At 66.5% G+C, this 24,575-nt stretch carries 17 protein-coding genes and 1 pseudogene; 7 read left to right on the top strand and 11 right to left on the bottom strand.

Features of this window, described 5'->3' with window-relative positions; translation table 11 throughout:
* Nucleotides 1-74: 74 nt before the first annotated feature.
* Both G6N20_RS20225 and G6N20_RS20220 read right to left on the bottom strand, forming a co-directional pair.
* A complete protein-coding gene (locus G6N20_RS20225) occupies nt 75-1,373 on the bottom strand; it encodes a sensor histidine kinase (protein WP_142272114.1) in 1,299 nt (432 codons plus the stop codon).
* Between the two features lie 26 nt (nt 1,374-1,399).
* Complete coding sequence (locus tag G6N20_RS20220; RefSeq protein ID WP_158084775.1) at nt 1,400-2,461, bottom strand: sensor histidine kinase; 1,062 nt, start codon at nt 2,459-2,461, stop codon at nt 1,400-1,402.
* A 175-nt stretch (nt 2,462-2,636) separates the two neighbouring features.
* On the opposite strand from G6N20_RS20220, the gene G6N20_RS20215 reads away from it, so the two are divergent.
* The 4 genes and pseudogenes from G6N20_RS20215 to G6N20_RS20200 all read left to right on the top strand — a co-directional run bounded on the left by G6N20_RS20215 (nt 2,637) and on the right by G6N20_RS20200 (nt 10,128).
* The gene (locus G6N20_RS20215; RefSeq protein ID WP_083050070.1) at nt 2,637-4,157 is read left to right on the top strand and encodes an adenylate/guanylate cyclase domain-containing protein; all 1,521 of its coding nucleotides are present in this window, start codon (nt 2,637-2,639) and stop codon (nt 4,155-4,157) included.
* A 128-nt stretch (nt 4,158-4,285) separates the two neighbouring features.
* Entirely contained in the window at nt 4,286-5,575 is a 1,290-nt protein-coding gene (locus tag G6N20_RS20210; RefSeq protein WP_083050094.1) for a fatty acid desaturase family protein, read from the top strand.
* Between the two features lie 219 nt (nt 5,576-5,794).
* A pseudogene (locus G6N20_RS20205) lies at nt 5,795-7,132 on the top strand (hypothetical protein).
* A gap of 62 nt (nt 7,133-7,194) precedes the next feature.
* Nucleotides 7,195-10,128, top strand: a complete 2,934-nt coding sequence (locus tag G6N20_RS20200; RefSeq protein ID WP_232065387.1) for an MMPL/RND family transporter — start codon at nt 7,195-7,197, stop codon at nt 10,126-10,128.
* Nucleotides 10,129-10,417: 289 nt separating this feature from the next.
* On the opposite strand, the gene G6N20_RS20195 is transcribed toward G6N20_RS20200, so the two are convergent.
* Nucleotides 10,418-11,566, bottom strand: coding sequence for a thiolase family protein (locus G6N20_RS20195; protein ID WP_083050098.1), 1,149 nt, complete (start codon nt 11,564-11,566; stop codon nt 10,418-10,420).
* A 316-nt stretch (nt 11,567-11,882) separates the two neighbouring features.
* On the opposite strand from G6N20_RS20195, the gene G6N20_RS20190 reads away from it, so the two are divergent.
* On the top strand, nt 11,883-12,716 hold the full coding sequence (locus G6N20_RS20190) for an SDR family NAD(P)-dependent oxidoreductase (protein WP_083050099.1): 834 nt from the start codon (nt 11,883-11,885) through the stop codon (nt 12,714-12,716).
* Nucleotides 12,717-13,077: 361 nt separating this feature from the next.
* Nucleotides 13,078-14,715, top strand: a complete 1,638-nt coding sequence (locus G6N20_RS20185; protein WP_083050071.1) for a multicopper oxidase family protein — start codon at nt 13,078-13,080, stop codon at nt 14,713-14,715.
* A gap of 29 nt (nt 14,716-14,744) precedes the next feature.
* On the opposite strand, the gene G6N20_RS20180 is transcribed toward G6N20_RS20185, so the two are convergent.
* Nucleotides 14,745-15,914: a sensor histidine kinase gene (locus G6N20_RS20180; protein ID WP_197745508.1), complete on the bottom strand. Its 1,170-nt coding sequence runs from the start codon at nt 15,912-15,914 to the stop codon at nt 14,745-14,747.
* A gap of 298 nt (nt 15,915-16,212) precedes the next feature.
* Between G6N20_RS20180 and narL the strand changes: the two genes are divergently transcribed.
* On the top strand, nt 16,213-16,863 hold the full coding sequence (gene narL, locus G6N20_RS20175; protein WP_083050076.1) for a two-component system response regulator NarL: 651 nt from the start codon (nt 16,213-16,215) through the stop codon (nt 16,861-16,863).
* Here narL and G6N20_RS20170 read toward each other — a convergent pair.
* The 7 genes from G6N20_RS20170 to G6N20_RS20140 form a co-directional block, all read right to left on the bottom strand.
* The gene (locus G6N20_RS20170; protein ID WP_083050079.1) at nt 16,789-18,105 is read right to left on the bottom strand and encodes an ATP-grasp domain-containing protein; all 1,317 of its coding nucleotides are present in this window, start codon (nt 18,103-18,105) and stop codon (nt 16,789-16,791) included. The genes narL and G6N20_RS20170 overlap by 75 nt on opposite strands.
* A gap of 27 nt (nt 18,106-18,132) precedes the next feature.
* A complete protein-coding gene (locus G6N20_RS20165; protein WP_197745487.1) occupies nt 18,133-19,416 on the bottom strand; it encodes an ATP-grasp domain-containing protein in 1,284 nt (427 codons plus the stop codon).
* Nucleotides 19,413-20,177: an SDR family NAD(P)-dependent oxidoreductase gene (locus G6N20_RS20160; protein ID WP_083050083.1), complete on the bottom strand. Its 765-nt coding sequence runs from the start codon at nt 20,175-20,177 to the stop codon at nt 19,413-19,415. Before G6N20_RS20160 ends, G6N20_RS20165 begins: the two co-directional genes overlap by 4 nt.
* Nucleotides 20,174-21,181 (bottom strand): alpha-ketoacid dehydrogenase subunit beta, encoded by a 1,008-nt coding sequence (locus tag G6N20_RS20155; RefSeq protein WP_232065386.1) that lies wholly within the window; start codon nt 21,179-21,181, stop codon nt 20,174-20,176. The genes G6N20_RS20160 and G6N20_RS20155 overlap by 4 nt, the downstream gene beginning before the upstream one ends.
* Nucleotides 21,182-21,186: 5 nt before the next feature.
* Nucleotides 21,187-22,194 (bottom strand): thiamine pyrophosphate-dependent dehydrogenase E1 component subunit alpha, encoded by a 1,008-nt coding sequence (locus tag G6N20_RS20150; protein ID WP_083050085.1) that lies wholly within the window; start codon nt 22,192-22,194, stop codon nt 21,187-21,189.
* A gap of 161 nt (nt 22,195-22,355) precedes the next feature.
* Entirely contained in the window at nt 22,356-23,258 is a 903-nt protein-coding gene (locus G6N20_RS20145) for a thiamine pyrophosphate-dependent enzyme (RefSeq protein ID WP_163663165.1), read from the bottom strand.
* Complete coding sequence (locus G6N20_RS20140) at nt 23,255-24,535, bottom strand: MFS transporter (RefSeq protein ID WP_372516280.1); 1,281 nt, start codon at nt 24,533-24,535, stop codon at nt 23,255-23,257. Before G6N20_RS20140 ends, G6N20_RS20145 begins: the two co-directional genes overlap by 4 nt.
* Nucleotides 24,536-24,575 lie beyond the last annotated feature (40 nt).

Raw genomic sequence — 24,575 nt, 5'->3', positions numbered from 1 at the left:
GGTTACCGTTGCCAGCCGGGACATGGCCAGGGGCCGTGGCCGTCGAGACGGGAGTCTACGGTGTTCTCCGGCCGTTAGTCACCGTGGGCTTGGAGCCCACCGGTGGGTTTGTCCAGCCACCACGAAATGGGTCGTTCACCGGTGCGGTCAATCGCCGCACGCGCCGCCGTCTTCGCGGACGCATGGTCGAGCGGGAGCTTGACAACGAACGAAGCGCCCGCCCCGGGCCGGCTGCTGGCGCCGAGCGTGCCGTGGTGGCGGTTGTCGATGATGTCCCTGCAGATGAACAGCCCCAGCCCGGTACCCCCCTTGCGGTATTTGGTCGTGAAGAACGGCTCGAAGATGTGGCACAGGGTTTCTTGATCGATCCCCGGCCCGTTATCCACCACGACGACAACCGCCGAATCGTCGTCGTGCTGCACACTGATTCGAACCTCGCCGGTCCGATCGGGCACTGACGACGCAGCCTCGAGCCCGTTCATGACCAGGTTGACGATCACCTGAACGAGATCCCCCTCGAAACCCCGTACGACCGGGTCATCGCTATCGAGTTCGACGTGAATCGCGCAGCGCCCCTCGCGCCGGTTGATCCGCCACGAATGTTCGGCGATCCCGACGCTTTCCTCGACGATCTGGTTGACGCGACACGGCTGCGCATCGCCCACGTTCGACCGCCCGACCTGCAGCATGGTCGCCATCACGGCGAGCGCCCGTTCGGCATGGCGGCGGATGTAGTTGAGGTTGGTCTCGATATCCGAGATCAGCGCCTCGCTTTCGCCGGGCAGGGCCGCACGCAACTCGGCGCACAGCTCGAGGTTCAACTCGGCGAAGTTCACCACGAAGTTCAACGGATTCTTGGTCTCGTGCGCGACGCCGGCGGTCAACGTCGCAAGCGCGGCGAGCTTGGCCTGATCCACCAGCCTATGCCGCAGGGCACGTTCGGCCATCTGACTCGAATCCAGCGAGCTCACTAAGTAATTGAACGACGCCATCGCTTGGCCAAACTCATCGTCGCTGTCGACGGGTAGGGCATAACGGTCGGCCAGCGGCTCCCAAGACTCGGCACCCGCGCTGGCGGCGATCTCGCGTTGGGCTTCGGTGAGCCGGGCCGAAAGCACCCGCAACCGGCGCCGCACGACCCGGCTTACCAGCAGATAGTTCAAGGACACGCCCACGATGCCCGCGCACACCCCGACAGCGAACACCGGGGCTCGCACTCCTTGGCCGGCAGCCGCTCCGAGCACCACCACCCCGGACGCGGCCACCACACCGACGACCAGCCCAAAGCCGATCATCGCCGCGGCGAGGTTCCAGAAGACCTTCCTTGTCGGCCAAGGCGGTCGGACCTCAAGCGCCCTGTCTTCGGGTTCCACGATGCGTCCGTTCCGGCTTGCCGAGGTCAACTCGACGGCTGCGACTTGGGGAGCACGATGCGCACCGACGTGCCGACGCCCTGCTCCGACTCGATCGTCAAGTCCCCGTGATGCTCGCGCTTGACGACGTCGTAGCTGATGGACAATCCAAGCCCGGTGCCCTGGCCGGGGGGCTTTGTCGTGAAGAACGGCGTGATCACCTGCGACAGCACGGCCTGTTCGATCCCGATTCCGTTGTCGCGCACCAGGATCTCGACGCTGTCATCGACCGAGCGCGTCGTGATCTGGACGCGCGGTTGGTAACCCTCACCGTCCTGTTGCGCACGTTGCATCACCGCATCGAAGGCGTTGCCGAGAACGTTGAGCAGCACGCGGCTGATGTCTTGACCCGCCACCGATACGGGGCTGAGCCGCTCGTCGAGGTCGGCGGAGTAGGAAACGTCGAACCCGGGATGTTGGGCGCGGACGCCGTGATAGGCAAGCCGCAATGACTCGTCAACAAGCGCGTTCAAGTCGGTTTGCGCGAACTCCGGTTGCCCGCCACGAGAATGCCGGAGCATGTTCGCCACGATGTCCACCGAGGTTCGTCCGTGTGACCGGATCTTCTTGGCGGCCTCGTCGATGTCCGTCATCAGATCGTGGAAATCTCCGGACACCTGGTCCGGTAGCTGGGCGAGCTCCGGTGCCATCACCTCGTCAAGTTCGTTGGCCAGATTCACGACGATCTCGGCGAAGTTGTTCACGAAGTTGAGGTGGTTGCGGATCTCGTGAGCGATTCGTGCGGCCAGCGCGCCCAGCGAGGCGAGCTTTTCTTGTAGGGCCAGCCGGGATCGCAGCGCGTCTTGCCGTTCAATTTCCTCGGCGAGCCGCCGTTCGGTCGACATCAGCGAACGTTCCGCGGCGGCAAGTCGTTCCTCTAGGTCGGCAACCGCGCGACAACCATCTTCCAACAGCGAGATCAGCTCGTCGGCGGTGGGCGCCACCAAGCCAGCGGATTCCAATTCCGTTCGCAGCGCTTCCGCCCGCGCCGCGAAGTTGTCGGCGCGCATGGTGGGGACTTCGGGGTTCGTCGGGTTCGCATCGCCCACCGATGGTGTCCTCCACATACCGTTCGACACAGACGGTCGCGTCGGCCGATCCCTGAGGCGCCGACCGTACGATAGTAACCAGGCATTACGCCTGCACGTAGCTCCGAATTTGAACACAGTTGCCGGTAACCGTCGGTTACGATCACGCGGAGACCTCAGTGCCGCAGGGAGCGTGATGCACGCGCACGACACCGGACGGGCCGGCGGACAACGAGATGACGCGCCGGCACCCGCTGACGGATCGTCGCGGGGCGGCCAAGCGGTACCGGCGCAGCGACCGGTGCGGCTCCTGGTGGTCGACGACGAGGAAGACATCGAAGCGCTCTTCAAGGGTCGTTTTCGCAAGGAGCTGCGGAGTGGCGAGTACGAGCTGACGTTCTCCACCGACCCGGTTCAGGCGCTGGAGATGATCACCGAAAACCCGGATCTCGAGGTCCTCGTCACCGATCTCAACATGCCTCAGATGAACGGCCTCGAACTGCTCGCCGAGGTCGCCAAGCTTCAGCGTCCCCTGAAAACCATCGTGCTCACCGCGTACAACGATCTCGGAAACATACGTGCCGCCATGCGGCGCGGCGCCTTTGACTTCCAGGTCAAGCCACTCGACCTCGACGACCTGCGCGCCACCATCACCAAGGCCGTCACGATCGTGCGCGAACTCAAGGCCGGTGAGGATGCCCGGCGGCAAGCGCGCGAGCTGGCGGAGCAATACCGCCGCGTCGAGGACATCTTCGGCCGGTACGTCAGCGAGGAGGTGAAGGCCCACCTGTTGGCCTGCCCCGAGGGGCACCGCGGCGGTGAACGACGCACGCTGACGTTACTGATGGCCGACATCCGCGGTTTCGCCAGAATGTCGGAGACCCTGTCCCCCGAGCGGGTTGTGCAGGTGCTGAACGGTTACCTCGAGCGCGCGGCCGATGTCATTCTGCGCCGCAACGGAACGATCAACGAAATCCTTGGGGACGGCCTGCTCGTCTTCTTCGGCGCACCCATCAACGACGACGATGCGGCCGGCCACGCCGTCGCCGCCGCGCTCGAGTTGCAGCTGGCCATGAACGAGCTCAACGCAAGTCATCGCCAGCAGGGACTGCCCGAACTGGCGATCGGTATCGGCGTGCACACCGGGGAGGCGGTGATCGGCACCATCGGCTCACGGCGACGGCAGAAGTATGCGGCGGTCGGCAAGAATGTCAACCTGGTCGGCCGAATCGAGTCACACACCGTCGGCGGGCAGGTGTTGGTCTCCGATTCGACGTATCGAGAGATCCGCGACATCGCTCGCACGTCGGGCTCGTTCATGGTGCGTGCGAAAGGCTTCTCCGACCCGATCACCGTCCACGACGTCAAGGGATTGGCCGGCGAATACGACCTGCAACTTCCCAGCGCCGATCGAGCGCTGACGCGCCTGGCGGTGCCCAGGCCGATCGGCATCGCGATCATCAAGGACAAGGTGGTGCACGAGAAGCACCCGGCCGAGGTGATCGCCAGCGGCGAAGAACTTCTGCGGGTTCGCACCGAACTGGTGGTCTCGCCGTTCGACGACCTCATGCTCGATGTGGCCGGCGGTGAGGTGTTCGCGAAGGTCGTTGAATGCAATGTTCAAGAAGGCGTTTGCGATTTGGTCGCGGTGTACACGTCGGTCACCAACGAGGTCCGCCGGGCGTTGGCCGCGACGCTCGGCATAGCTCGGGGCTAACGGTGACGCCGGAGCAAGCGTTGCGCGGAGCGTGATCGCGCCGCCGCTTCTTGTGCCTCACATCAAAACCGGATTAACTGTCCACCAAGTCGCAGGTAACCGCTGCCCGCCCACCGAAAGGCACGATGATGGCGATCACCGACCTCAACGCATTCGCGCATCTGACCGACGCCGACATCGACAGCCTGGCGGCCGAGCTGGACGCCGTCCGCCGGGACGTGGAAGACGCTCGCGGCGAGCGCGACGCTCGCTACATTCGCCGCACCATCGCCGCGCAGCGTGCGCTGGAGGTCGGTGGCCGGCTGCTGCTGGCCGCCAGCTCACGGCGCAGCGCCTGGTGGGCGGGAGCGGTGACCCTGGCCGTGGCCAAGATCATCGAGAACATGGAAATCGGCCACAACGTGATGCACGGCCAGTGGGACTGGATGAACGACCCCGAGATTCACTCGGCGACCTGGGAGTGGGACATGAGCGGGTCGTCCAGGCAGTGGCGATACACCCACAACTTCGCGCACCACAAGTACACCAACATCCTCGACATGGACCATGACGTCGGCTACGGCATGGTGCGCGTCACCCGAGACCAGCCCTGGAAACCGCGCCACCTCTTCAATCTGCTCACCAACACCTTGCTGGCAATCGGCTTCGAATGGGGAATCGCGTTGCGGCATTTGCATGCCCGCAAGATCTTCAAGGGCGGCGCCGAGCGCGAAGCCGCCCAGATCAGGCTTCGGGAGTTCTCCGCCAAGGCCGGTCGTCAGGTGTTCAAGGACTACGTGGCGTTTCCGGCGTTGACCTCGCTGTCGCCCGCGGCGACGTACCGGTCCACCGTGACGGCCAACGCGACGGCCAACGTGATCCGCAACGTATGGCTCAACATGGTCGTTTTCTGTGGGCATTTCCCGGATGGCGCCGAGAAGTTCAGCAAGACCGACATGGTGGGGGAGACCAAGGGCCAGTGGTATCTGCGGCAGCTGCTGGGTAGCGCCAACTTCAACGCCGGGCCGGCGCTGCGGTTCATGAGCGGCAACCTGTGCCACCAGATCGAGCACCATTTGTATCCGGATCTGCCGAGCAACCGGCTTGCCGAGATCTCGGTGCGGGTGCGTGCGGTCTGCGACAAGTACGACTTGCCGTACACCACGGGCTCGTTTCTGGTGCAGTACGCCAAGACGTGGCGCACCCTGGCCAAGTTGTCGTTGCCGGACACGTACCTGCGCGACAGCCCCGACGACGCGCCGGAGACCCGCAGCGAGCGGATGTTCGCCAATCTGGACCCGGGTTTCGCACGCACCGACCCGACGACCGGGCGTCGGCGCGGGCTCAAGACCGCGATCGCCATCGTCCGTAGTTGGCGACGCGGCAAGCGTGTCGCGGCCATACCGGTCAGCGGCGCCGAAGACGACCTGGCGGCCTAAGCTAAACCCAGCCACGCGCCAGCCATTTGCGGCCAATCCTGCTGGCGGCGTGGGTTGTTGGGGCTTTAAGTGGTGCCGCTGGCGGGTACCTCCGGCAATGCCGCCCGGATCGACGGACCGCCGGCATCTTCGCCCACCAGGCGGGTCGGGCGGCTGCCGGCACGAACCGCCTACCGCGATGGGGCGCGGCGGTGCCCAACGAGACGGTACGTTGCCAGCGTGGGCAACGTACTCGATCTGGTCGACCAGGGCATGTTTGTCGGCGAACGAGCCACCGGAACAACCGCCCTGCTGCAGTGCGTCTGGGTGTACGACCGCGCGATCGACGTCGAGGGATTGCGCACGTTTCATCGTCATCTGCAGCGGGGGCGATTGTCCCGCCTCATCGAACGCTCACCATTGCCGTTTGGCCGGCATCGCTGGGTATCGGATGGTCACCCGCCGCGCGTCGAGATCGTCACGTCGGCCCGACCGCGGGAACACTTCGACACCCGGCTCACCGAGCAGACCAACGCCCACCTGGACGCCGAGCGCGGGCCCGGATGGCACCTCGCGACCGTCCCGTTCACCGACGGCGGTTCGGGGGTGAGCCTGGTCATCTCGCATTGCCTCACCGACGGCCTCGGGCTGTGCCAGGCGCTCGCGGACGCCGCTTCCGGCCGCGAAGCCGCGCTCGCCTGGCCGGCCGCCGGGTAGCGCCAACGGTGCCAGGCGTTGTTCGCAGACCTCGGCCAAACCGTGCGAGACCTCCCGAGCGTCGGCCGCGCGTTGGTCGTCGGGGCGCGACTGGCCGGCCAGGGCCACGAGCGTGCCGGCGCCGCTCTCCAGCCGCGCACCGCACCGCCTGCACCACTGAACGGACCCGACGAAAAAATCACCCTGCCCATGACAACGACCTTCATCGACGCCGACGAGTGGGACGCCCGGGCGCACTCACTCGGCGGGACCGGCAACGCGTTGCTCGCGGGATTGGCGGCCCGGCTCGCCCAACGGGTGGGCCGGGTCGCCGACGACGGGTCGGTCACCCTGGCGATGCCCGTCGACGAGCGCGGCCCCGACGACACCGCCGCAAACGCGGTCACCAACCTCGATATCAAGATCGACCCTGCGGCCGCGACGACGGACCTTCGGGAAATCCGGACCGCGATCAAGCAAGCGTTGATCCGCCACCAGCAGGCGCCCGACGAACTATGGGCACTGCTGCCCATCGTTCCCCTGCTGCCAGGGTGGCTGGTCCGGCGATTGGTCAACGTGGTCGCCGGCAGCCCGAGCACCGTCATCGCCTCCAACCTCGGTGAGATCAACCCGGCCGCCAATCAGCCAGACGGCACGGCCGCCGACTACTTCGCCATGACGTCGCTGTTCCCGGGTGTGACCAAGGCCATGATGCACAGCACCGGCGGACGGCTCGCGTTGCTGTCGGGACGAGTGCACGGCAAGGTCTCCGTCTCTGTCATGGCGTATCAGCCGGGCCATCCCAACTCGACCGAGAACTTGCGGCGCAGCCTGTCGAGCGCGCTGAGCGACTTCTCGCTTACCGGCACGACGGGCTGGTGACGCCGTTAGCCGGGGCGGCGTCGCCTGCCTGAGTGCCCCACCCACCAACGAAGAGGCCACCAGTGTTCAAACAGTTTGCTGCCAAGGCCTGGGCGCGTGTGGATCCCTTTTCGGTGCTGGGTCGCTTCGTGGTGCGCGCGCCGTGGCTGATGATCTTCGGCTGGATCGCTGCGGTGTTCCTGCTGGCCGTGGCCGTCCCGCCGTTGACAAAGGTGGTCGAGGGCCAGACCATGCGGCTGCTGCCGCCCACGGCCATGGCCGCGGCCGAGCAGATGGCCACGGATTTCGGTGAATCCGCGCAAAACACCGTGATCGTCGTGCTCACCGACCAGCGGGGGCTGCAGCCCGCCGGCGAGGATGTCTACCGCAAGCTGGCCAGCGCATTACGTGGCGAGGGCGGCGACGTAACCGCCGTTCAGGACGTCCTCAGCACGCCCGCATTGCGCCCCTTGATGGTCAGCGCTGACAACAAGGCCTATTTCATGGCGGTGACGCTGCGGGCGCCCATCGGCTCCCCGGGGGCCTCGCAGGCCTATCAGCGGATCACCGACATCGCCCATCGCTTCACTGCGGGTTCCCCGCTGACCGCGGAGGTGACCGGGCAGCCTGCCATGATCAGCGACCTGTTGATCATCAGCGCCCGCGACATGCACATGATCGAGATCGCCACCGCGGTGCTGGTGCTGACCATCCTGCTGGTGATCTACCGACGACCCGTGACCGTGCTGCTGCCCTTGATGACCATCGGAATCTCGGTGGTGGCCGCCCAGGGCGTGGTGTCCGCGTGCACTCGACTCGGACTTGGGGTGTCCACGCTGACGATCGCGTTGATGACGACCATGATCGTCGGCGCCGGCACCGACTATGCCGTCTTCCTGATTAGCCGCTATCACGAGAACGTCCGGTCCGGAAGCGACTCCGACCAGGCGGTGCAACGGGCATTGCGTTCCGTCGGCAAGGTCATTGCGGCCTCGGCGGCCACCGTCGCCGTCACGTTCCTGTGTATGGTCTTCACCCACCTGCCCGCGTTCACGAGTGTCGGCCCGGCACTTGCGATTTCCATCACGACCGCGTTTCTGGCCGCCGTCACGCTGTTGCCCGCCATACTTGTGCTCGCGGGTCGACGGGGATGGGTGGCACCGCGGCGAGAACTCAGCGGCCGGCTGTGGCAGCGATCGGCCGTGCAGATCGTCCGTCGGCGGGAAATGCATCTGCTCGTCAGTGTGGCGGCGCTGATCGCGCTGGCGTCCTGCGCGGCCTTCCTGCGCCCCACCTTCAACGACCGCCTGCAGTTGCCGCGGTCGGCGCCGAGCAATGCCGGCTTTGCGGCGATGGAGGCGCACTTTTCGACGAGTACGCTGCTGCCGCAATACATCTACGTTCACTCACCCCATGACATGCGCACCTCGCGGGACTTGGCCGACCTGGACCACATGGCGCAACGCGTGTCGCAGCTGCCCAATATCGCTGCGGTGCGCGGCATTACCCGACCTGCCGGCCAACCGCTTGATCAGGCCAGGCTCAGCTTTCAAGCCGGGGCGGTCGGGGCCGAGCTGCAGAATGCCTCGACACAGATCAGCGACCGAACCGACGACCTCGACGCACTGACGACTGGCGCCGACGAACTCGCGGCAAGCCTCGCCAAGGTTCGCGACCAAGTCCGCAGCGCTAGCGGGTCGATGGCCGGGCTCGCCACGACGCTGAATCGGTTGCAGCAGCAGCTCGTCACGACAGAACAACTGCTGCACACCATCCGCGGGCTGGCGAACACCAACGGATCCGCGTTGATGCTCGTCACCAGCGTCGTCGACTCGGCGGGTCCCATGCTCGACGCGTTGAACAACAGCGCGCAATGCAGCGCCGACCCCGCATGCAGCGCCGGCCGCTCCCACCTCGGGCAGCTCGTCCACGCGGGTAACAACGGTGCATTGGACGCCGTGCAAGCCCTGGCACAAAACCTGCAGTCCACGGTGCAGCAACTGAACACCCTGCTGGCAACGACGGGCGACAGCCTGCGCGCAGCCGGCATCACTAGCCCCGCCGGCGCGCGACCGGCGATTGTCCGGCTGCAGCAAGGTATCGACGCGCTGACCGACGGCAGCCAACGACTGGCCGCGGGCGTCCGGATGCTTGTCGACCAGACCAAACAAATGGGTCTGGGCATGAACGAGGCGGCCAGCCTGCTGCTGTCGATGAAACGCGACGCCTCCCACTCCTCGATGGCGGGCATGTACATCCCACCGCAGGTGCTCAACTCGGACGACTTCAACAACGCGGCGAAGATGTTCATCTCGCCCGACGGGCATTCGGCGCGTTACGTCGTCGAGACGAAGTTCGATCCGTTCAGCACGGCCGCGATGGACCAAGTGAAAGCGATTCTCGATACGGCTCGGGGCGCGCAGCCAAACACCTCACTGTCGGATGCCTCGATATCGATGGTCGGCACCACCCCGATGTACAGCGCGATCCGCAATTACTACTACGACGACCTTTCACTGATCGTCATTGCGACCCTTGTCATCGTGTTCTGCATTCTGATCGCGCTACTACGGGCGATCGTGGCCCCGCTATATCTCATCGCTTCCGTGGTGCTGTCGTATCTGTCCGCCTTGGGCGTGGGGGTCGCCTTCTTCCAGTTCATCCTCCATCAAGCGATCTCGTCGAATGTGCCACCGACGGCGTTCATCGTGCTGGTCGCCGTCGGGGCGGACTACAACCTGTTGTTGATCACCCGAATTCGTGAGGAGTCAACCTCCGGCATCCGCTCCGGCATCATTCGTGCCGTCCGCGCGACGGGTGGGGTGATCACGTCGGCCGGAATCATCTTCGCCGCCTCAATGTTCGGCCTGTTGTTCGGCAGCATCTCGACCATGGTGCAAACCGGGTTCATCATCGGTGTGGGCCTGTTGATCGATACCTTCGTGGTGCGCACCATCACGGTGCCCGCCCTGGCGGCGATGATCGGGCGGGCTAACTGGTGGCCCCTCAACGACTGAGGACGGATCGGGGCAGCGGCTTAGGTCTCTCGCTCGGCTCCTGGCGTCGCACCTTCCTCGTCTGCCCCACGTGTACCCGGTACGGCCGCCATGCAAAGTGCCCGCCTACCCGCGACAGCCACGGTTGTCGCTGCTAGGCGGGCACATCGCGTATCCCTACCGTGCCGCGACGCGTGAGGCGGGTGAGACAAGCGGGAACGTGCGCCTTGCGCACCGGGTCGCACCGCGGCCGCATGCGGGGTCACCGCGGTTCCGTCCCGCGACGAACTGACGACCGAGACCACTCGGCTCAGGTCACCAGCTCGACCACGGTGGCGTTAGCGGTGCCGCCGCCCTCACACATCGTCTGCAGCCCGTAGCGAATCCCGTTGTCGCGCATGTGATGCACCATGCGGGTCATCAGCACCGCACCGGACGCGCCCAACGGATGGCCCAGGGAGATGGCCCCGCCCAACGGATTCAGACGGCGCGGATCGGCTCCGGTTTCGGCAAGCCAGGCCAGCGGCACCGGCGCAAAAGCCTCGTTGACCTCGAACACGCCCACCTCCGCCAGCGCAACACCGGCCTTGATCAGCACCTTCGCGGTCGCCGGAATGGGACCGGTGAGCATGAGCACCGGATCCGCCCCGGTGACCGCGCCCGCCCGGTAGCGCACCATCGGCGTCAACCCCAGCTCGAGCGCTAACGCCGAGGTGGTCACCAGCAGCGCGGCCGCGCCGTCGGAGATTTGCGAGGAATTGCCCGCGTGGATAACCCCGTCGTCGACGAACGCGGGCTTCAGCGCCGCCAGCTTCTCGACGCTGGTCTCGCGCCGCACACCCTCGTCCGCGACGACGACCGTCGCGTCATCGACGAAGACAGGGACGATCTGATCGGTGAAGGCGCCGCTGTCCTGAGCCGCGGCGGCCCGTTCATGGGACAACACCGAGTACTCGTCGAGCTGAACGCGCGAAAATCCCCATTTCTTGGCGATCAGCTCCGCCGATATCCCCTGGTTGAAGGGGAAATCGCCATAGCGGGCAAGGACTTTCGGACCGTAGGGCATCCCGGTCGACCGGGCCGCGCCCAGCGGAACTCGGCTCATGACCTCGACACCGCCGGCCACCACGACATCCTGTTGGCCCGACATGACCGCGTGCACCGCGAAGTCGAGGGCCTGCTGGCTTGATCCACAGGCCCGGTTGACCGTGGTTGCGGGGATGCTCTCGGGCCAGCCGGCCGCCAGGACCGCGTAGCGGCCGATGTTGCTCGACTGGTCGCCGACCTGGGAGACACAGCCCCAGATCACGTCATCGACGATCTCCGGCCGAATGCCGGCACGCTCCACCAGTTCGTTGAGGACCACCGCGGACAGGTCGGCGGCATGCATCCCGGATAAACCCCCGTTGCGTTTCCCCACCGGGGTGCGCACGGCCTCGACGATGACTGTCTCCCGCATATGATGCTCCGCTCGATCCGATCCGGTGCCGCCCACGACCAGTAAACGACGGCGCTGGACACTCAACCCGGGCGGGATGGGCGTCCGGGCCGGAAACCCCCACCACCGGCGTCTGCCGCAGGCGCTGACCGCCGAGGCCGCCGTGCGCCTCGCCCCGACTCACCGGGGAAACGGCCGATCGCGGTCAGCCGAGGCGCCGACTGTGAATGCCACGACGCGACACGCGCTTGGGACGTCGTCAGATTCACCCTCGCGCAGCGAGTTGCTGTTCACCCTGCCCGTCGGCGCGGGTGGCTGCCTGAATAGGGTGCACTGCATGGACGGATTTGCCGGCCGCGGGGCGGTGGTCACCGGCGGAGCCAGCGGCATCGGTTTGGCCACCGCCACCGAGTTGGCCCGCCGCGGGGCCAGGGTGGTGCTCGCAGACGTTGACCAGCCTGGGCTTGAGCGGGCGGTGACGGGGTTGCGCACCAACGGGTTTGAGGCCCACGACCTCGGGTGTGACGTCCGCCAGCTGGACCAGGTCAGCCAGCTCGCCGATGACGCATTCCGCCTGCTGGGCCGGGTCGAGATCGTATTCAGCAATGCCGGCGTGGTCGTCGCGGGCGCGCTCGCGGACATGACGCACGACGATTGGCGCTTTGTCATCGATGTCGACCTGTGGGGCTCGATTCATACCGTCGAGGCATTCTTGCCGCGGCTGCTCGAGCAGGGCGCCGGCGGGCATGTCGTGTTCACCGCGTCCTTCGCCGGCCTGGTACCCAACGCCGGCCTCGGGGCATATGGCGTCGCCAAGTACGGCGTCGTCGGCCTCGCCGAGACGCTGGCCCGCGAGGTCAAGGCCCATGGCATCGGAGTGTCGGTGCTGTGCCCGATGGTCATCGAAACCAACCTGGTCGCCAACTCCGGACGAATCCGTGGTGCAGACGGCGGACCCTCGGCCCCGGGTGTGACGAACACACTGGGGCCACTCCCACAGCAGGACGACAGCCTCAGCGTTGACGCCGTAGCCCGATTGACGGCCGATGCAATCCTGGCCAACCGCCTCTACATCCTTCCGCACCACGCCTCGCGCGCCTCCATCCGGCGCAGGTTCGAGCGCATCGACCGGACTTTTGACGAGCAGGCCGCCCACGGGTGGAGGCATTAGCCGGCTAGCTCCGCCCATAAGTTCGCCTCGGGTCTGGGTGTGCTGACAGACCGCTCCAGGCGTCGCACCTTCCTCATCGGCCCCACGTGTACCCGGAACTGACCGATAGACAAAGTGCCCGCCTCACAGCGACAGGCCACCGTTGTCGCGCGTAGGCAGGCACATCACACATCCCCGGCACCGGAACGCGTGCAGCTGAGACACCAGGGAACGTACACCGCGCGCACCGCACACCAGCAGCAGAGAATGCGGCGACGTCCGCGCGGCGAACGCGCGGCAAGGTTCCTGGTTGCCATCTACCGCATACCTGAGCAGGGTGTAAGACGCCGGGCACGAAATCGACGAAGACGAGGAGCGGTCAATGCCGGCAGTGCCGACAAGCGGTAGCCCCTCCAACACCATGCGGCTCAACAGGCGCGGCTTCATCCTCGCCGGCATCGCCGGGGGCGTCGCACTGGCCTCGTGCAGCCAATCCAAAAGCCCGCCATCGGGTGCCGCCGCGATGGCCGCCGCGATTGCCGCGGCCGAGGCGGCCCGGCCGCACAGTGGACGGACGGTCACCGCCAACCTGACCCCCCAGCAGGCGACGATCGACCTGGGCGGGCCGCTCGCAACCACGCTGGCCTACGGGCACTCGATCCCAGGCCCGCTGATCCGGGCCACCATCGGTGACGAGCTCGTCGTCACGGTGACCAACCGGCTCGACCATCCGACGTCGGTGCATTGGCACGGCATCGCGCTGCGCAACGACATGGACGGGGCCATGCCCGCCACCCCGAACATCGAGGCCGGTCAGGCCTTCACCTATCGGTTCTCGGTGCCCGAGCCGGGCACCTACTGGGCCCATCCGCACACCGGCCTGGACGCCGACACGGGCCTGTATCTACCGGTCATCGTCGATGATCCGAACGAGCCGGTCCGCTACGACGCCGAATGGATTGTCATCCTTGATGATTGGACCGACGGCGTGGGCAAGAGCCCGCAACAGCTCTACGACGAGCTGACCAACCCCAACAAACCCGGCACCGAGACCTTGCCCCCGCCGACCACCACCCCGGAAGCCACGACGACCAGGACTGCACCCACCACCACCACCACGACCACCACGACAGGCGCGACCACCACGGCGCCGGAGACAACCCCGACGACCGGGATGCCAGGCATGCCCGAAGGCGAAGTTGGCCGCAGCGACTTGCTCGGCGGCGACGCCGGGGATATCGCTTACCCGTACTATCTGATCAACGGGCGAATTCCGGTGGCCGCCAGTTCGTTCAGCGCCAAGCCACGCCAGCGAATCCGGATACGGATCATCAATGCCGCATCCGATACCGCGTTCCGCATCGCTTTGGCCGGGCATTCGATGACGGTCACCCACACCGATGGCTACCCGGTGATTCCCACCCGGGTCGACGCCCTACTGGTCGGCATGGCCGAACGATACGACGTCATCGTGACCGCCGCCGACGGTGTCTTCCCACTGGTCGCGGTCGCGGAAGGCAAAAACGCCCTGGCGCGCGCGTTGCTGTCCACCGGCGCCGGTCGCCCGCCCGACCCGCAGTTTCGTCCGGCCGAGCTCACCAAACTGGTGGGAACCGTCGGGATGTTCACCGCCGCCACCACCGCCAACCTGGGTCGACCCGAACCCAACCTCGACCTTCCGGTGGTGCTGGGCGGCACCATGGCGAAGTACGACTGGACGATCAACGGCGAGCCTTACAGCAAGACCACACCGTTGCACGTACGTCCAGGCCAACGCCCAACCCTAACGTTTGCCAACGCCACCATGATGTTTCACCCAATTCACCTGCACGGCCACACCTTCCAACTGATCAAGTCCGACGGCACCCTCGGTGCTCGCAAGGACACCGTCATCGTGCTGCCGAAGCAGAAACTCAGCGCGGTCCTGGTCGCCAACAATCCGGGCACCTGGGTGATGCACTGCCACAACACCTATCACCTCGCGGCCGGGATGATGACCCGCCTGGACTACACGCTGTGACGGCCGGCTTCCCAGCGGGCGGCGTCGGGTCAACGCTGAAGCGGAAGCTCCACGCAGACATGGGTGCCCGCCGGTGAGTCGAGGAACACGAACGTTCCACCGGCGGCATCGACACGGGCCCGATGCGACGCCAGGCCGATGTGTCCCTCACCCAAGCGGCGAGCCATGGTGTCCCCACGGATGCCCACACCGTCGTCCGCCACGCTCAGGACGCACCTCGCATCGGTGATCCCGAGGGTGACCGAGGCGTTGTGGGCCTGGGAATGCTGCACCACGTTGGACAGCAGCTCACGAGCCACACCGAACGCGATGGGGTCGATGTCGCTACGGACCGGGTAGTCGATGTCGGTGGTGATCTTGATGCCCGAACGCTTCGCGGTGAAAGCGGCCAGTTGCTCCACCGCTGCGCCCAACCCGACCTGCTCCAGCACGGCGGGGTGCAGCTCGAAAGTGGCCTGCCGCAATCGTTCCGACGCGCTGTGCAGCGCGGCCAGTGCACGTTCGACCCGCTCATCGCCGGGGTTGGCGGTATCCAACTCGACCAGTTCTTGACGCGCGGCCAACACATCTTGCAACGGTCCATCGTGAATGGATTCCGAAATCCGGCGCTGCAGGACCTCCGAAGCCGTCATCGTCTGGGCAAGCAACTCCTCCCGCAAGGCGCTCAGACCGGCGACCGAGTGGGTATGGCGTTCCTCGATGCGGACCACCACCAGCGCCGTGGCGCTCAGAAACGTGTAGAGCACGAACCGGAAAATCGCTTCCGGCCATCCGATCGCGCGCACCATCACCGGGTCTTGGATCACCGCGACGGCGAATCCGACGAGCGTAAAGGCCAGCACCACCGCCGCCCGTCGCGACGAGATGTCCAGACCCACCAGCACCGGCAGCAACGTCATGATCAGCAGCGGATAGATCCCATCGGTGGACAGCAGCTGAAAGCCGGTCAAGGCGACCACGTCGATGGCCGTGAAAGCGAACGGCTCGAATCGGCGCATCCCGTCCAATGGGCCCAGCCCCACCCATCGCCGAAATGACGAAAACGCCAACAGAAGGGCACACAGTGCGGTGAACGCGTAGATCACAATCAGCACAATTTGCTGGGGCCATTCGGACCGGCGGGTTCCGACCAGCATGGCGGCGACCATGAACACCACCACGCCAATTCGCAACACCGAGCCGATCCGGTAGGAGCGCATCTGGTGCAGCCGGCGCACCCGATCCAGTTCTACGTCGCTGGTCACCACCACAGGATCACCGTACTCACGGCGCCCGTCGCGATGCCGGGTTTGCCTGCATTGCGGGTGCGCGCCCGACCGATCCACCTTCCGGCTTCTGTCCGGCGCACCGAGAAGTGCCAACAAGCTTCCAAGCCGTCCCGTCCGCGAGCACGGCAGTCCCTCAGAGCAAACTGTCAACATACCCATCGTGTCGTCCCTCAAGTGTTAACGGGTCTTTGCCACAACCGGCTAAACTCGTCGCCATGGTCGGCCCTAAATGAGCAATCCCAAGCCCGAAAAAGTCCGTGTGGTGGTCGGCGATGATCACCCGCTGTTTCGCGAAGGCGTTGTGCGTGCGCTGTCGTTGAGCGGCGTGGTGAGCGTTGTCGGCGAGGCCGACGACGGCGCGACCGCGCTGGAGTTGATCAAGGCGCACGTGCCCGACGTCGCGTTGCTGGACTACCGCATGCCCGGGATGGACGGGGCACAGGTCGCGGCGGCGGTGCGAAGCAACGAGTTGCCGACGCGGGTGCTGCTGATCTCGGCGCACGACGAATCGGCGATCGTCTACCAGGCGCTGCAACAAGGTGCCGCCGGATTCCTGCTGAAAGATTCGACGCGCACCGAGATCGTCAAGGCGGTGCTCGATTGCGCCAAAGGCCGCGACGTGGTGGCGCCTTCGCTGGTCGGGGGCCTCGCCGGGGAGATCCGGCAGCGCGCGGCGCCTACGGCGCCGACGCTGAGCACACGCGAACGCGAGGTCCTCAATCGCATTGCCCGCGGGCAAAGCATCCCCGCGATCGCGGCCGAGTTGTATGTGGCGCCCTCGACGGTCAAGACCCATGTGCAACGGCTATACGAGAAGCTCGGCGTCAGCGATCGCGCCGCCGCGGTCGCCGAGGCGATGCGACAAGGCCTGCTCGACTAGCGGTTGTTGCTCCACGTCGATGCGGCATCGGTGCTGAACCTGTCGGGCCAACGTCTCGGCCTGCTCGGGATCCTCTCCGCGGCACACGACATAGGCGGCGTGCGTCAGCGCGGCGTGCAGATCGCCGGTCGAGTCCCCGTTTCGCAGCACGATCTGCGCCTCGATCACCCCCGGCAGATTGAGCACATCCTTTTCGTCGGGCATGCCGGTGATAATGCCCGAACCGGTGACCGGGATGGTCGCCCACGCAAACGCGCCCCGCGGCGCGGCGACGGTGCGGGGTCGGCGCCCGACGAGCTGGTCGGCCAACAGGTCCAGGTTGTCGACGCCGTAGGTGAGTTGCAGGGTGCGGGGTATCAACAGACCGCCGGGCCGAGCGGCGAACTCCCCCAACAGCCATCTACCGTCTCGGTCGCGCAAGATCTCGCAGTGCCCGAATCCGTGGGTGAGGCCCAACGCCGACGCGGCCGCGCGGGTCAGCTCGCATACCCGGATCGCCTCATCGGAATCGGGGTCCAAGAACACCGACCCGTAGGCGTGGTTGGACAGCACGGGCGTGAAATAGCGGGCCGCCAGGCAGTGCACCTCCGCATCTTCGTGGCGCAGCAGCTCGCAGTGGTACTCGCCGACAACGTCGACGAAGCGCTCGGCCAGACAGCCGACCCGTCCGATGTCGGCCACCAGAGACGTCGCGTGGATCCATTCCGGAAGTCCTGCCGGCGGATCGAACGCGCCCGCCGATGCCAGTTGCTCGACGTTGTCCCGGCTGACTCGATGGGTGTTGATGGTGGCGAATCCGTAGCGCGGCTTGACGACGATGTCGGCGGCCGTTTCGTCGAGGAATGCGCGGATTTGCCACGCATTTCGCACCAGTCGGTGCTCGGCCACCGGGATGCCCGCCGCGCTCAAGCGCCGCTTCATCATCCACTTGTCAGTGCACGCGACCGCGCTGTTGTGGTCCTGCCCGGGAACGTCCAGTAAGCCTCGCAGGAAGGCGGCGGCCCGAACGCAGGGTTCGTCGATGGTGGCGACCGCGGTCACGCCGAGCGCTTCGAGTTCAACCGCGAGGCCGGCGAGCGTCGTGTAGTCATCGAAGTGCTCGACGGTCCGGATCGGATACCCGGGATGAGCGGATTCCCGTGCTTCACGGATGCTTTCGGGAATTATCGCGATGATCTCCTCACCCCGTTTGGTGAGGTGATCTTCCAACCGAGGACGGCATGCGGACAGCACGACGATCACGACGTTGAACCTTCCAGGACGAACGGACTAGGGGCCATCGGTGAGCTCATAGAAGCCTTCGCCGTCGAGATAGCGCAGCGTCGCAAGGTCGCGAAGGAGTATTTCGTCGACCTCGTGCATCAGCGTCAGCGACACCGGATAGGTGCTGTCGTCGATCGTGCGGTGCAGCCGTTGCCCGGGTTGCACCAAAAGCCGCATCTCATAAAAACTTTCCAATGCTTTGATGGCATCCAACCCGCGGTAGCAGGCCAGCACGCCGCTGCGCGGCGCGACCATCAGCGCCCAGGCGACACTGCGGACAAGCTCATAGGGCCGGCCATGGCGTTGCCTGAACCGGTCGGGGTCGGTGTAGGCGTCCACCAACCACTCAATCTGGGATTCCCCGGTCGCCATGGCGGTGTAGCCGGGCAGGTCCTGGCCTGCGACCCGAGCACCGACTTCGACCAGGCAGGGCCCGTCGGGAGTCATCTTGATCTCGATATGCGCTGCCCCGTAACGGATGTCGAGGGCATCGAGCACATCAAGGGCGTAGGGCACCAGCCGATCCTGGACCTCCCCACGGAACGGCAACAGGTGGCACGCCACCACCAGGTCGGCCACCCCGTTGGCGCTGATGCGGTGTGTTTTCCAGATGTCGCAGACGTGATGCAGGCCTTCCCGACTCACCGTGTTGACCAGGTATTCCGCGCCGATCAGGTACTCCTGGGCCACCACACCGTCGTTGGGCAGGTTGACGACATTCGTCCTGCCGTTGAGTCGGCGAAAAGCCCGGATGGAATCCTCGGGCGTGCGACACCAGCTGACCCCGTCATTGGCGGCGCTGCGCAGCGGTTTGAGGATGGCCATGCCACCCAGGCGGGTGTGCCATTCCCACAGTTGGTCTTCGCTGTGCACCGTGATTTGTCGAGCCCCGCGCAGTCCGCATTCCTTGATCCGCTCGATCATGAGGTACTTGTCGCGCCGCGCCGCGCTCAGCGCGGTGCCGTTGGTGGGCGCGCCGGTCAACGGGTGCAGGGCTTCGCTGAGCGCATCGGCCAGCTCGACACCATGGTCGCAGCCCGCGATGACCGCGACCGGGTGAAACGGCAGGATAGCGTTCACCGTCTCCGCCACCGAGCCGCGGTGGATGAACTCGAAGGTATAGCGGAACGGATCGGGGCAGTTGCGGTACAGCCGGGGCGTCTCGGGTGTGCTTTGCACCCTGATGGGCAGGTAGCCGGCGGCCTGAAACGCTGGCGCCAGCCGAGACGCCGACGGCCCGTAGGTGTCCACCAAAACCAGGTGTTGGCGGCGGCTTTCGTGGATGCTCACTGGGCGGTCCATCCGCCGTCGACCGCCAATGCCTGGCCGGTGATGTATGCGGCTTCATCGGAGGCCAGCCAGACCACCGCATTGGCCACATCCTCGGGTGTTCCCAGCCGTCCCAGCGGGATGTGGGACAGGTAGAACTCGTCGGCCTGCGGTCCCCGCTCCGCCTTGGCCTGGGCCAGCATCGGAGTCAGGACGGGCCCCGGGCATACCGCGTTGACCCGGATCCCCTCGGTCGCGTGATCGATGGCGGCCGCGCGAGTAAGGCCGACCACGCCGTGCTTGCTGGCGGCATAGGGTGCGGCGTGGTAGTAGCCGACGACACCGGCAATCGACGCAACGTTGACGATGGCTCCGCCGGAATTGGTTCGCATGTGCGCGATCTCGTGCTTCATCGACAGCCATACGCCTTGCAGGTTGGTGTCAACGATGTGCTTCCACTGATCGAGCGAGTAGCCGTCGGTGGCCCGTCCGGCGCCGGGCACCCCGGCGTTGTTGCACGCGATGTGCAATGCGCCATGGCGTTTCACGATGGTGTCGATCAGCTGGGTCACGTCGTCCTCGTCGACGGTGTTGGCCCGCAGCGCTTCGGCCGTTCCGCCTTCGGCCGTGACCAGTGACACGGTTTCCCGCAGGGGTTCGAGCGTGCGGCCCGAGACGACCACGGTGGCGCCGGCACGCGCGAACCGGCAGGCGGTGGACCGGCCTATCCCGCTGCCGCCACCGGTGACCAGGACGACCTTGCCGGCAAGGGATGTGCTCATGTGTGCTCCCGCGCGGGGACGCGGGCGCGTGCCCGTCGCGTCGCCATCAGCCGCTGGGCGGCCCGCACGATGTGGTCACCGCCGCGCAGCACCGCGGATTCCAAATGAGGGCTGGCCGGATACGGCACGGCCAGTGCGCCGACCCGGGCCACCGGCGCGTGCAGGTCCTCGAACGCCTCCTCGGCGATCACCGCGGCGATCTCGGCGGTGGGCCCGTATCGCAGCCAGGTCTCGGCGGCCACCACGACGCGTCCGGTCTTGCGGGCCGAAGCGACCAGCGTCTCGGTGTCCAGCGGACGCAGTGAGCGCACATCGACCACTTCGGCGTGCACGCCCGCCGTCGAGAGGCTGGCCGCGGCGTCGAGCGCGTAGCGCACCATTCCCGCCATGGCGATGATCGTGACGTCGCTGCCGTGATGGAGCACACGTGCCGTGCCGAGCGGCGTAACATGCTCCCCTTCGGGAACCAGGTCTTCGCTGGCGTACAAACCCTTGTGCTCGAACAGCACAACGGGATCGTCGGATCTGATCGCCGCGGTCAGCAACCCCTTCGCGTCGGCGGCGTCGCTTGGCATCACGGTGTGGAGCCCCGGCAGGTGCGCGGTCCACTGCTCAAGTGATTTCGAGTGCTGCGGACCCGCGCCGCCGCCCGGACCGCCCTGGGTTCTCACCACCAGCGGAACACCGACTTTGCCGTGCGACACAAAGGGATACACCCCCGCCGCGTTGGCCAGGCTGTCGAGGGCCAGGCACAGGAAATCGCTGTACATGATCTCCACGACCGGGCGCAGCCCCGCCATCGCCATGCCGATGGCGGCACCGACAATCCCGTTCTCCGAGATCGGGGTGTCGACCACCCGCCGGGGACCGAACTCGTCGAGCAATCCCTTGGTGGCACCGAAGATCCCGCCGTAGGCCGCCACGTCTTCGCCGAGCACGACCACCCGCTCGTCGCGCCGCATCTCCTGACGCAGCGCATCGTTGACCGCCTCGGCATATGTCATCGGCGTCATCGCAGCCACCGGCCGGCCTCCGCTCTCCCGTCCCATTTACGCGCTTGCTCAACCAGTTCCGCCGGGTCGGGCCAGGGACTGGCCTTGGCGAAGGCCACCGCGTCCTCGACCAGCCGGCGCGCCGCCCGCTCCACCTCACGCACCCGCGCGATGGGGGTGCCGGCATCAATCAGGCGCTGCCGGGTCACTACCAACGGATCTCGCCACCGCTCGGCCTCCGCGGGATCGCGATAACCGCCCCGATCGGAGCCCGAGAACAGCGCGTTGCGGTAGGTGACGGCTTCCACCAAGGTCGGGCCGCCGCCGGCGCGCGCACGGTGCACCGCGTCGCGCACACCGTGATACACCGCCTCGACATCGTTGCCGTCGACTCGCACCCCGGGCATCCCATAGCCGGCAGCCCGTCGATACAACTGGGTCTCCCGAACGTGCTGGTCCAGCCGGACGCTCAGGGCATACTGGTTGTTCTCCACGAAGATCACCACCGGCAGCTGCCAGACCGCGGCCATGTTCGCGGCCTCGTTGAACGCGCCGGAGTTCACCGCGCCGTCCCCGGTGACGCACAGCGTGACCCGCCCGTCTTCGGCCAGCAGTTGGGAATAGGCGTGGCCCACCGCGAGCAGCAGGGAATGGCCGACAATGCCCGACGGAGCAAGCAACCCGTGCTCCGGATCGGTGATGAGCATGTGGCCACCGCGGCCACCGCATTGGCCGTCGGCTCGGCCCATCATTTCCGCGATGGTCGGGCCCAGGGGAAGCCCAAGACCGACATATTGGGCGTGCGGGCGATGGGTTGCCGTGGTGACGTCACCCTTGCGCAACGCCGCGGTGGCCCCGATGCCGGCCGCCTCCTGACCAAATCCGACATGCATGGGCCCCTTGATCAAGCCCTCGACACGCAACTCTTCCAACGCCACATCGAGCAGCCGCAACACCCACATGCGGCGATACAGCTCCAGCCGGTCGGGCAACACCGAAACCGGCCCAGCACTAACACACGTCACTCCGCGGGCTCCTCACCTTGTTGTGGAAGATCTCGCCGGCGCTGTGGCGATGGATAACCCCCAATCCACGACGTGATCGTCGCCGTCGCGGGCACACCTCGCAGGGTAAACGAGCCCACCCAGGCGAACCTCCGCCGATCGGGCCAAAAATCGGCGGACCGCTATCCGCTCATCGGGGGACACGCAACCGGGCCGGACTTGGCAACCGCCACCGCATCAGCGACGAGTCTGCGTGCCGCACACTCGTCCTCACTCAGGCGGGCGGGGGTGGCGCCGGCGGCCATCAGCCGCCGGCGCGCGACGATCAAGGGGTCGACGAATCGCCCGTCCCGGTCGCCGTCGTCGGCCCGGTCGGGTGCACAGAGGTCCGTGCGATGGGTGATGGCGTGGATCAGCGTGGGCCCACCACCGGTGCGAGCTCGTTCCACCGCCTGGGCCACACGGTCACGAACCGCCGCAACATCATGGCCATCAACCGATACTCCCGGCATCCCGTAACCGGCTGCCGTGCGATACAACCGGGTCTCGCGGCCGCACCCATTCCGCCGGGCGCTGCACGCACCGCGGATGTCCTCCACGAGAATGACCACCGGCAACCGCCGGCACACGGCGAGCTTCGCGGCCTGGTCGAAGTCGGCGGAATCCACCTCAGAATCCGCTACGACACAGAGCGTCACCCGGCCGGCGTCATCCAACCACTGCAGATAGGCGTGGCCGACCGCCAACAACGGCGATCGCTTGACCGCAGGTGCGGGAGCCGGCAACCCACCATCGGCACCGATTCGGCCCATCATCGGGGCAATCGTCGGGCCAAGCCGGGCGCCCAGGCCGACAAGATCGGCGTACGGGCCACGGGTAGCGATGGCGACATCACCTTCGCGCAGCGCCGCACCCGCACCCACTGCCACCGCCTCCTGACCGAACCCCACTGGCGGTGATCCCGCGATCATGTCGTCGCCGCGCAGCTCTGCGATCGCCATGCCCAGTAGCCGCAACACCCACATCCGGCGATGCAGTTCTAGCTGATCAGACAGCGCCGCCGAGCTTTCATCGACACACGTCATACCGCCGGCCGTTCCCTCATCGTGGGGATCTGGTTGGCACAGCTCAAAACCCGTGCCAACGGCAGGCACAGCGCCGTGCCGAGGAGTCCGACCGTCGCCGTGGCGGCAGCCACCGATGGACGTCCGCCATGTGCCAGGCTGGCCGAGGCCAGGATCGGCGCGATCACCGACGCGGCGGCCGTGGTCATCGACCAAATCCCGTGGTAGCGGCCCTTGTTAGCGAGCGGGGCGATCCGGTGCACAATCCCGGCGGCGACCACAAACCAGGCGACCTCGCCCGGCGCACAGGCGGCCGCGGCCGCGGTGAAGCTCAACGTGGTGTGCGCCAGCCCAGCAGCGGCCATGCAGGCCGTCATCCACGCTCCCGCGCCCGCCAGGATGTCGAGCCTTGCACCACCCGCTAGCCGTTTGCTCAGCCAAGGCGTGATCAGCGGAGTAACCGCAACCACCGCCAATGCGTTGATCAGCTGCACCCAACCGTATGCCGCGGCACCGAGCCCGCACGCGCTCATCAGCATCGGAACGGCGGCGAAGATACCCATCAGCGCGGTCAGCGTGGCCAAGCCGGATGCGAACAGCAAGACAAGTCGCTTGTCGGAGAATGCTTGCCGATAGCTATTTTTCGATGTTTCTGAGCCGAATCCGGCCTCGGTCGCCGCCGGCGCCGGGCGGCGCAGCTCAGCGGGTAGGTACCGGGCGGCCACCACCGCGAGGGTCGCACACGCGACGGCGTTGATCCCATACAGCGCCGGGGTGCCCAACCGACCTCCGACCAGAATGCCGACCCCGCCGGTGATCGCCGCCCCAATGTTGAGCACCCAGCCGTGGCGCCAGGCATCGAGCCGTGCTCGCCGCTGCGGTTCGGGAATCAACTCCGCGATCACGGCAGCCAGCACGGGGCGCGGCGCGTCACAGACCAGGCCGGCAACCGTCGCCCCAACCAGCAGCGCCGGCACACTGTGCGCCCCGGCCATCAGCGCCAGCACCGCGGCCGCCACCGACATGCTGACCACCAGCGTCACCCGGGCCCCGACGCGGTCCACCAGCCAACCGCACGTCAGCTGTCCCACCGTCCAGCCCACGCCATAAGCCGCCAACACGACGCCGACGGCGCCAGCGGCATGGCCGCGCGCCGTCACGTGATAGGCCATGAACGGATAGGCGAACCCCGCCGAACGCACCAGCAAGTTCCCGCCCAGCAGCAACCAGATCGCAGCCGGATAGCGCGCAATCACTCGATCGTTCGTCGGCCGATTCTCCACCGAGATGGCCGCCAGGGTGGTCACCGCACTCAAGGTAAAGACCTCAGACGGCGTG

This window comes from Mycobacterium shinjukuense, assembly GCF_010730055.1.
GTDB classification, from domain to species: Bacteria; Actinomycetota; Actinomycetes; order Mycobacteriales; family Mycobacteriaceae; genus Mycobacterium; species Mycobacterium shinjukuense.
Note: the sequence above shows the minus strand (reverse complement) of the source record. Positions and strands in the feature narration are given on the sequence as shown.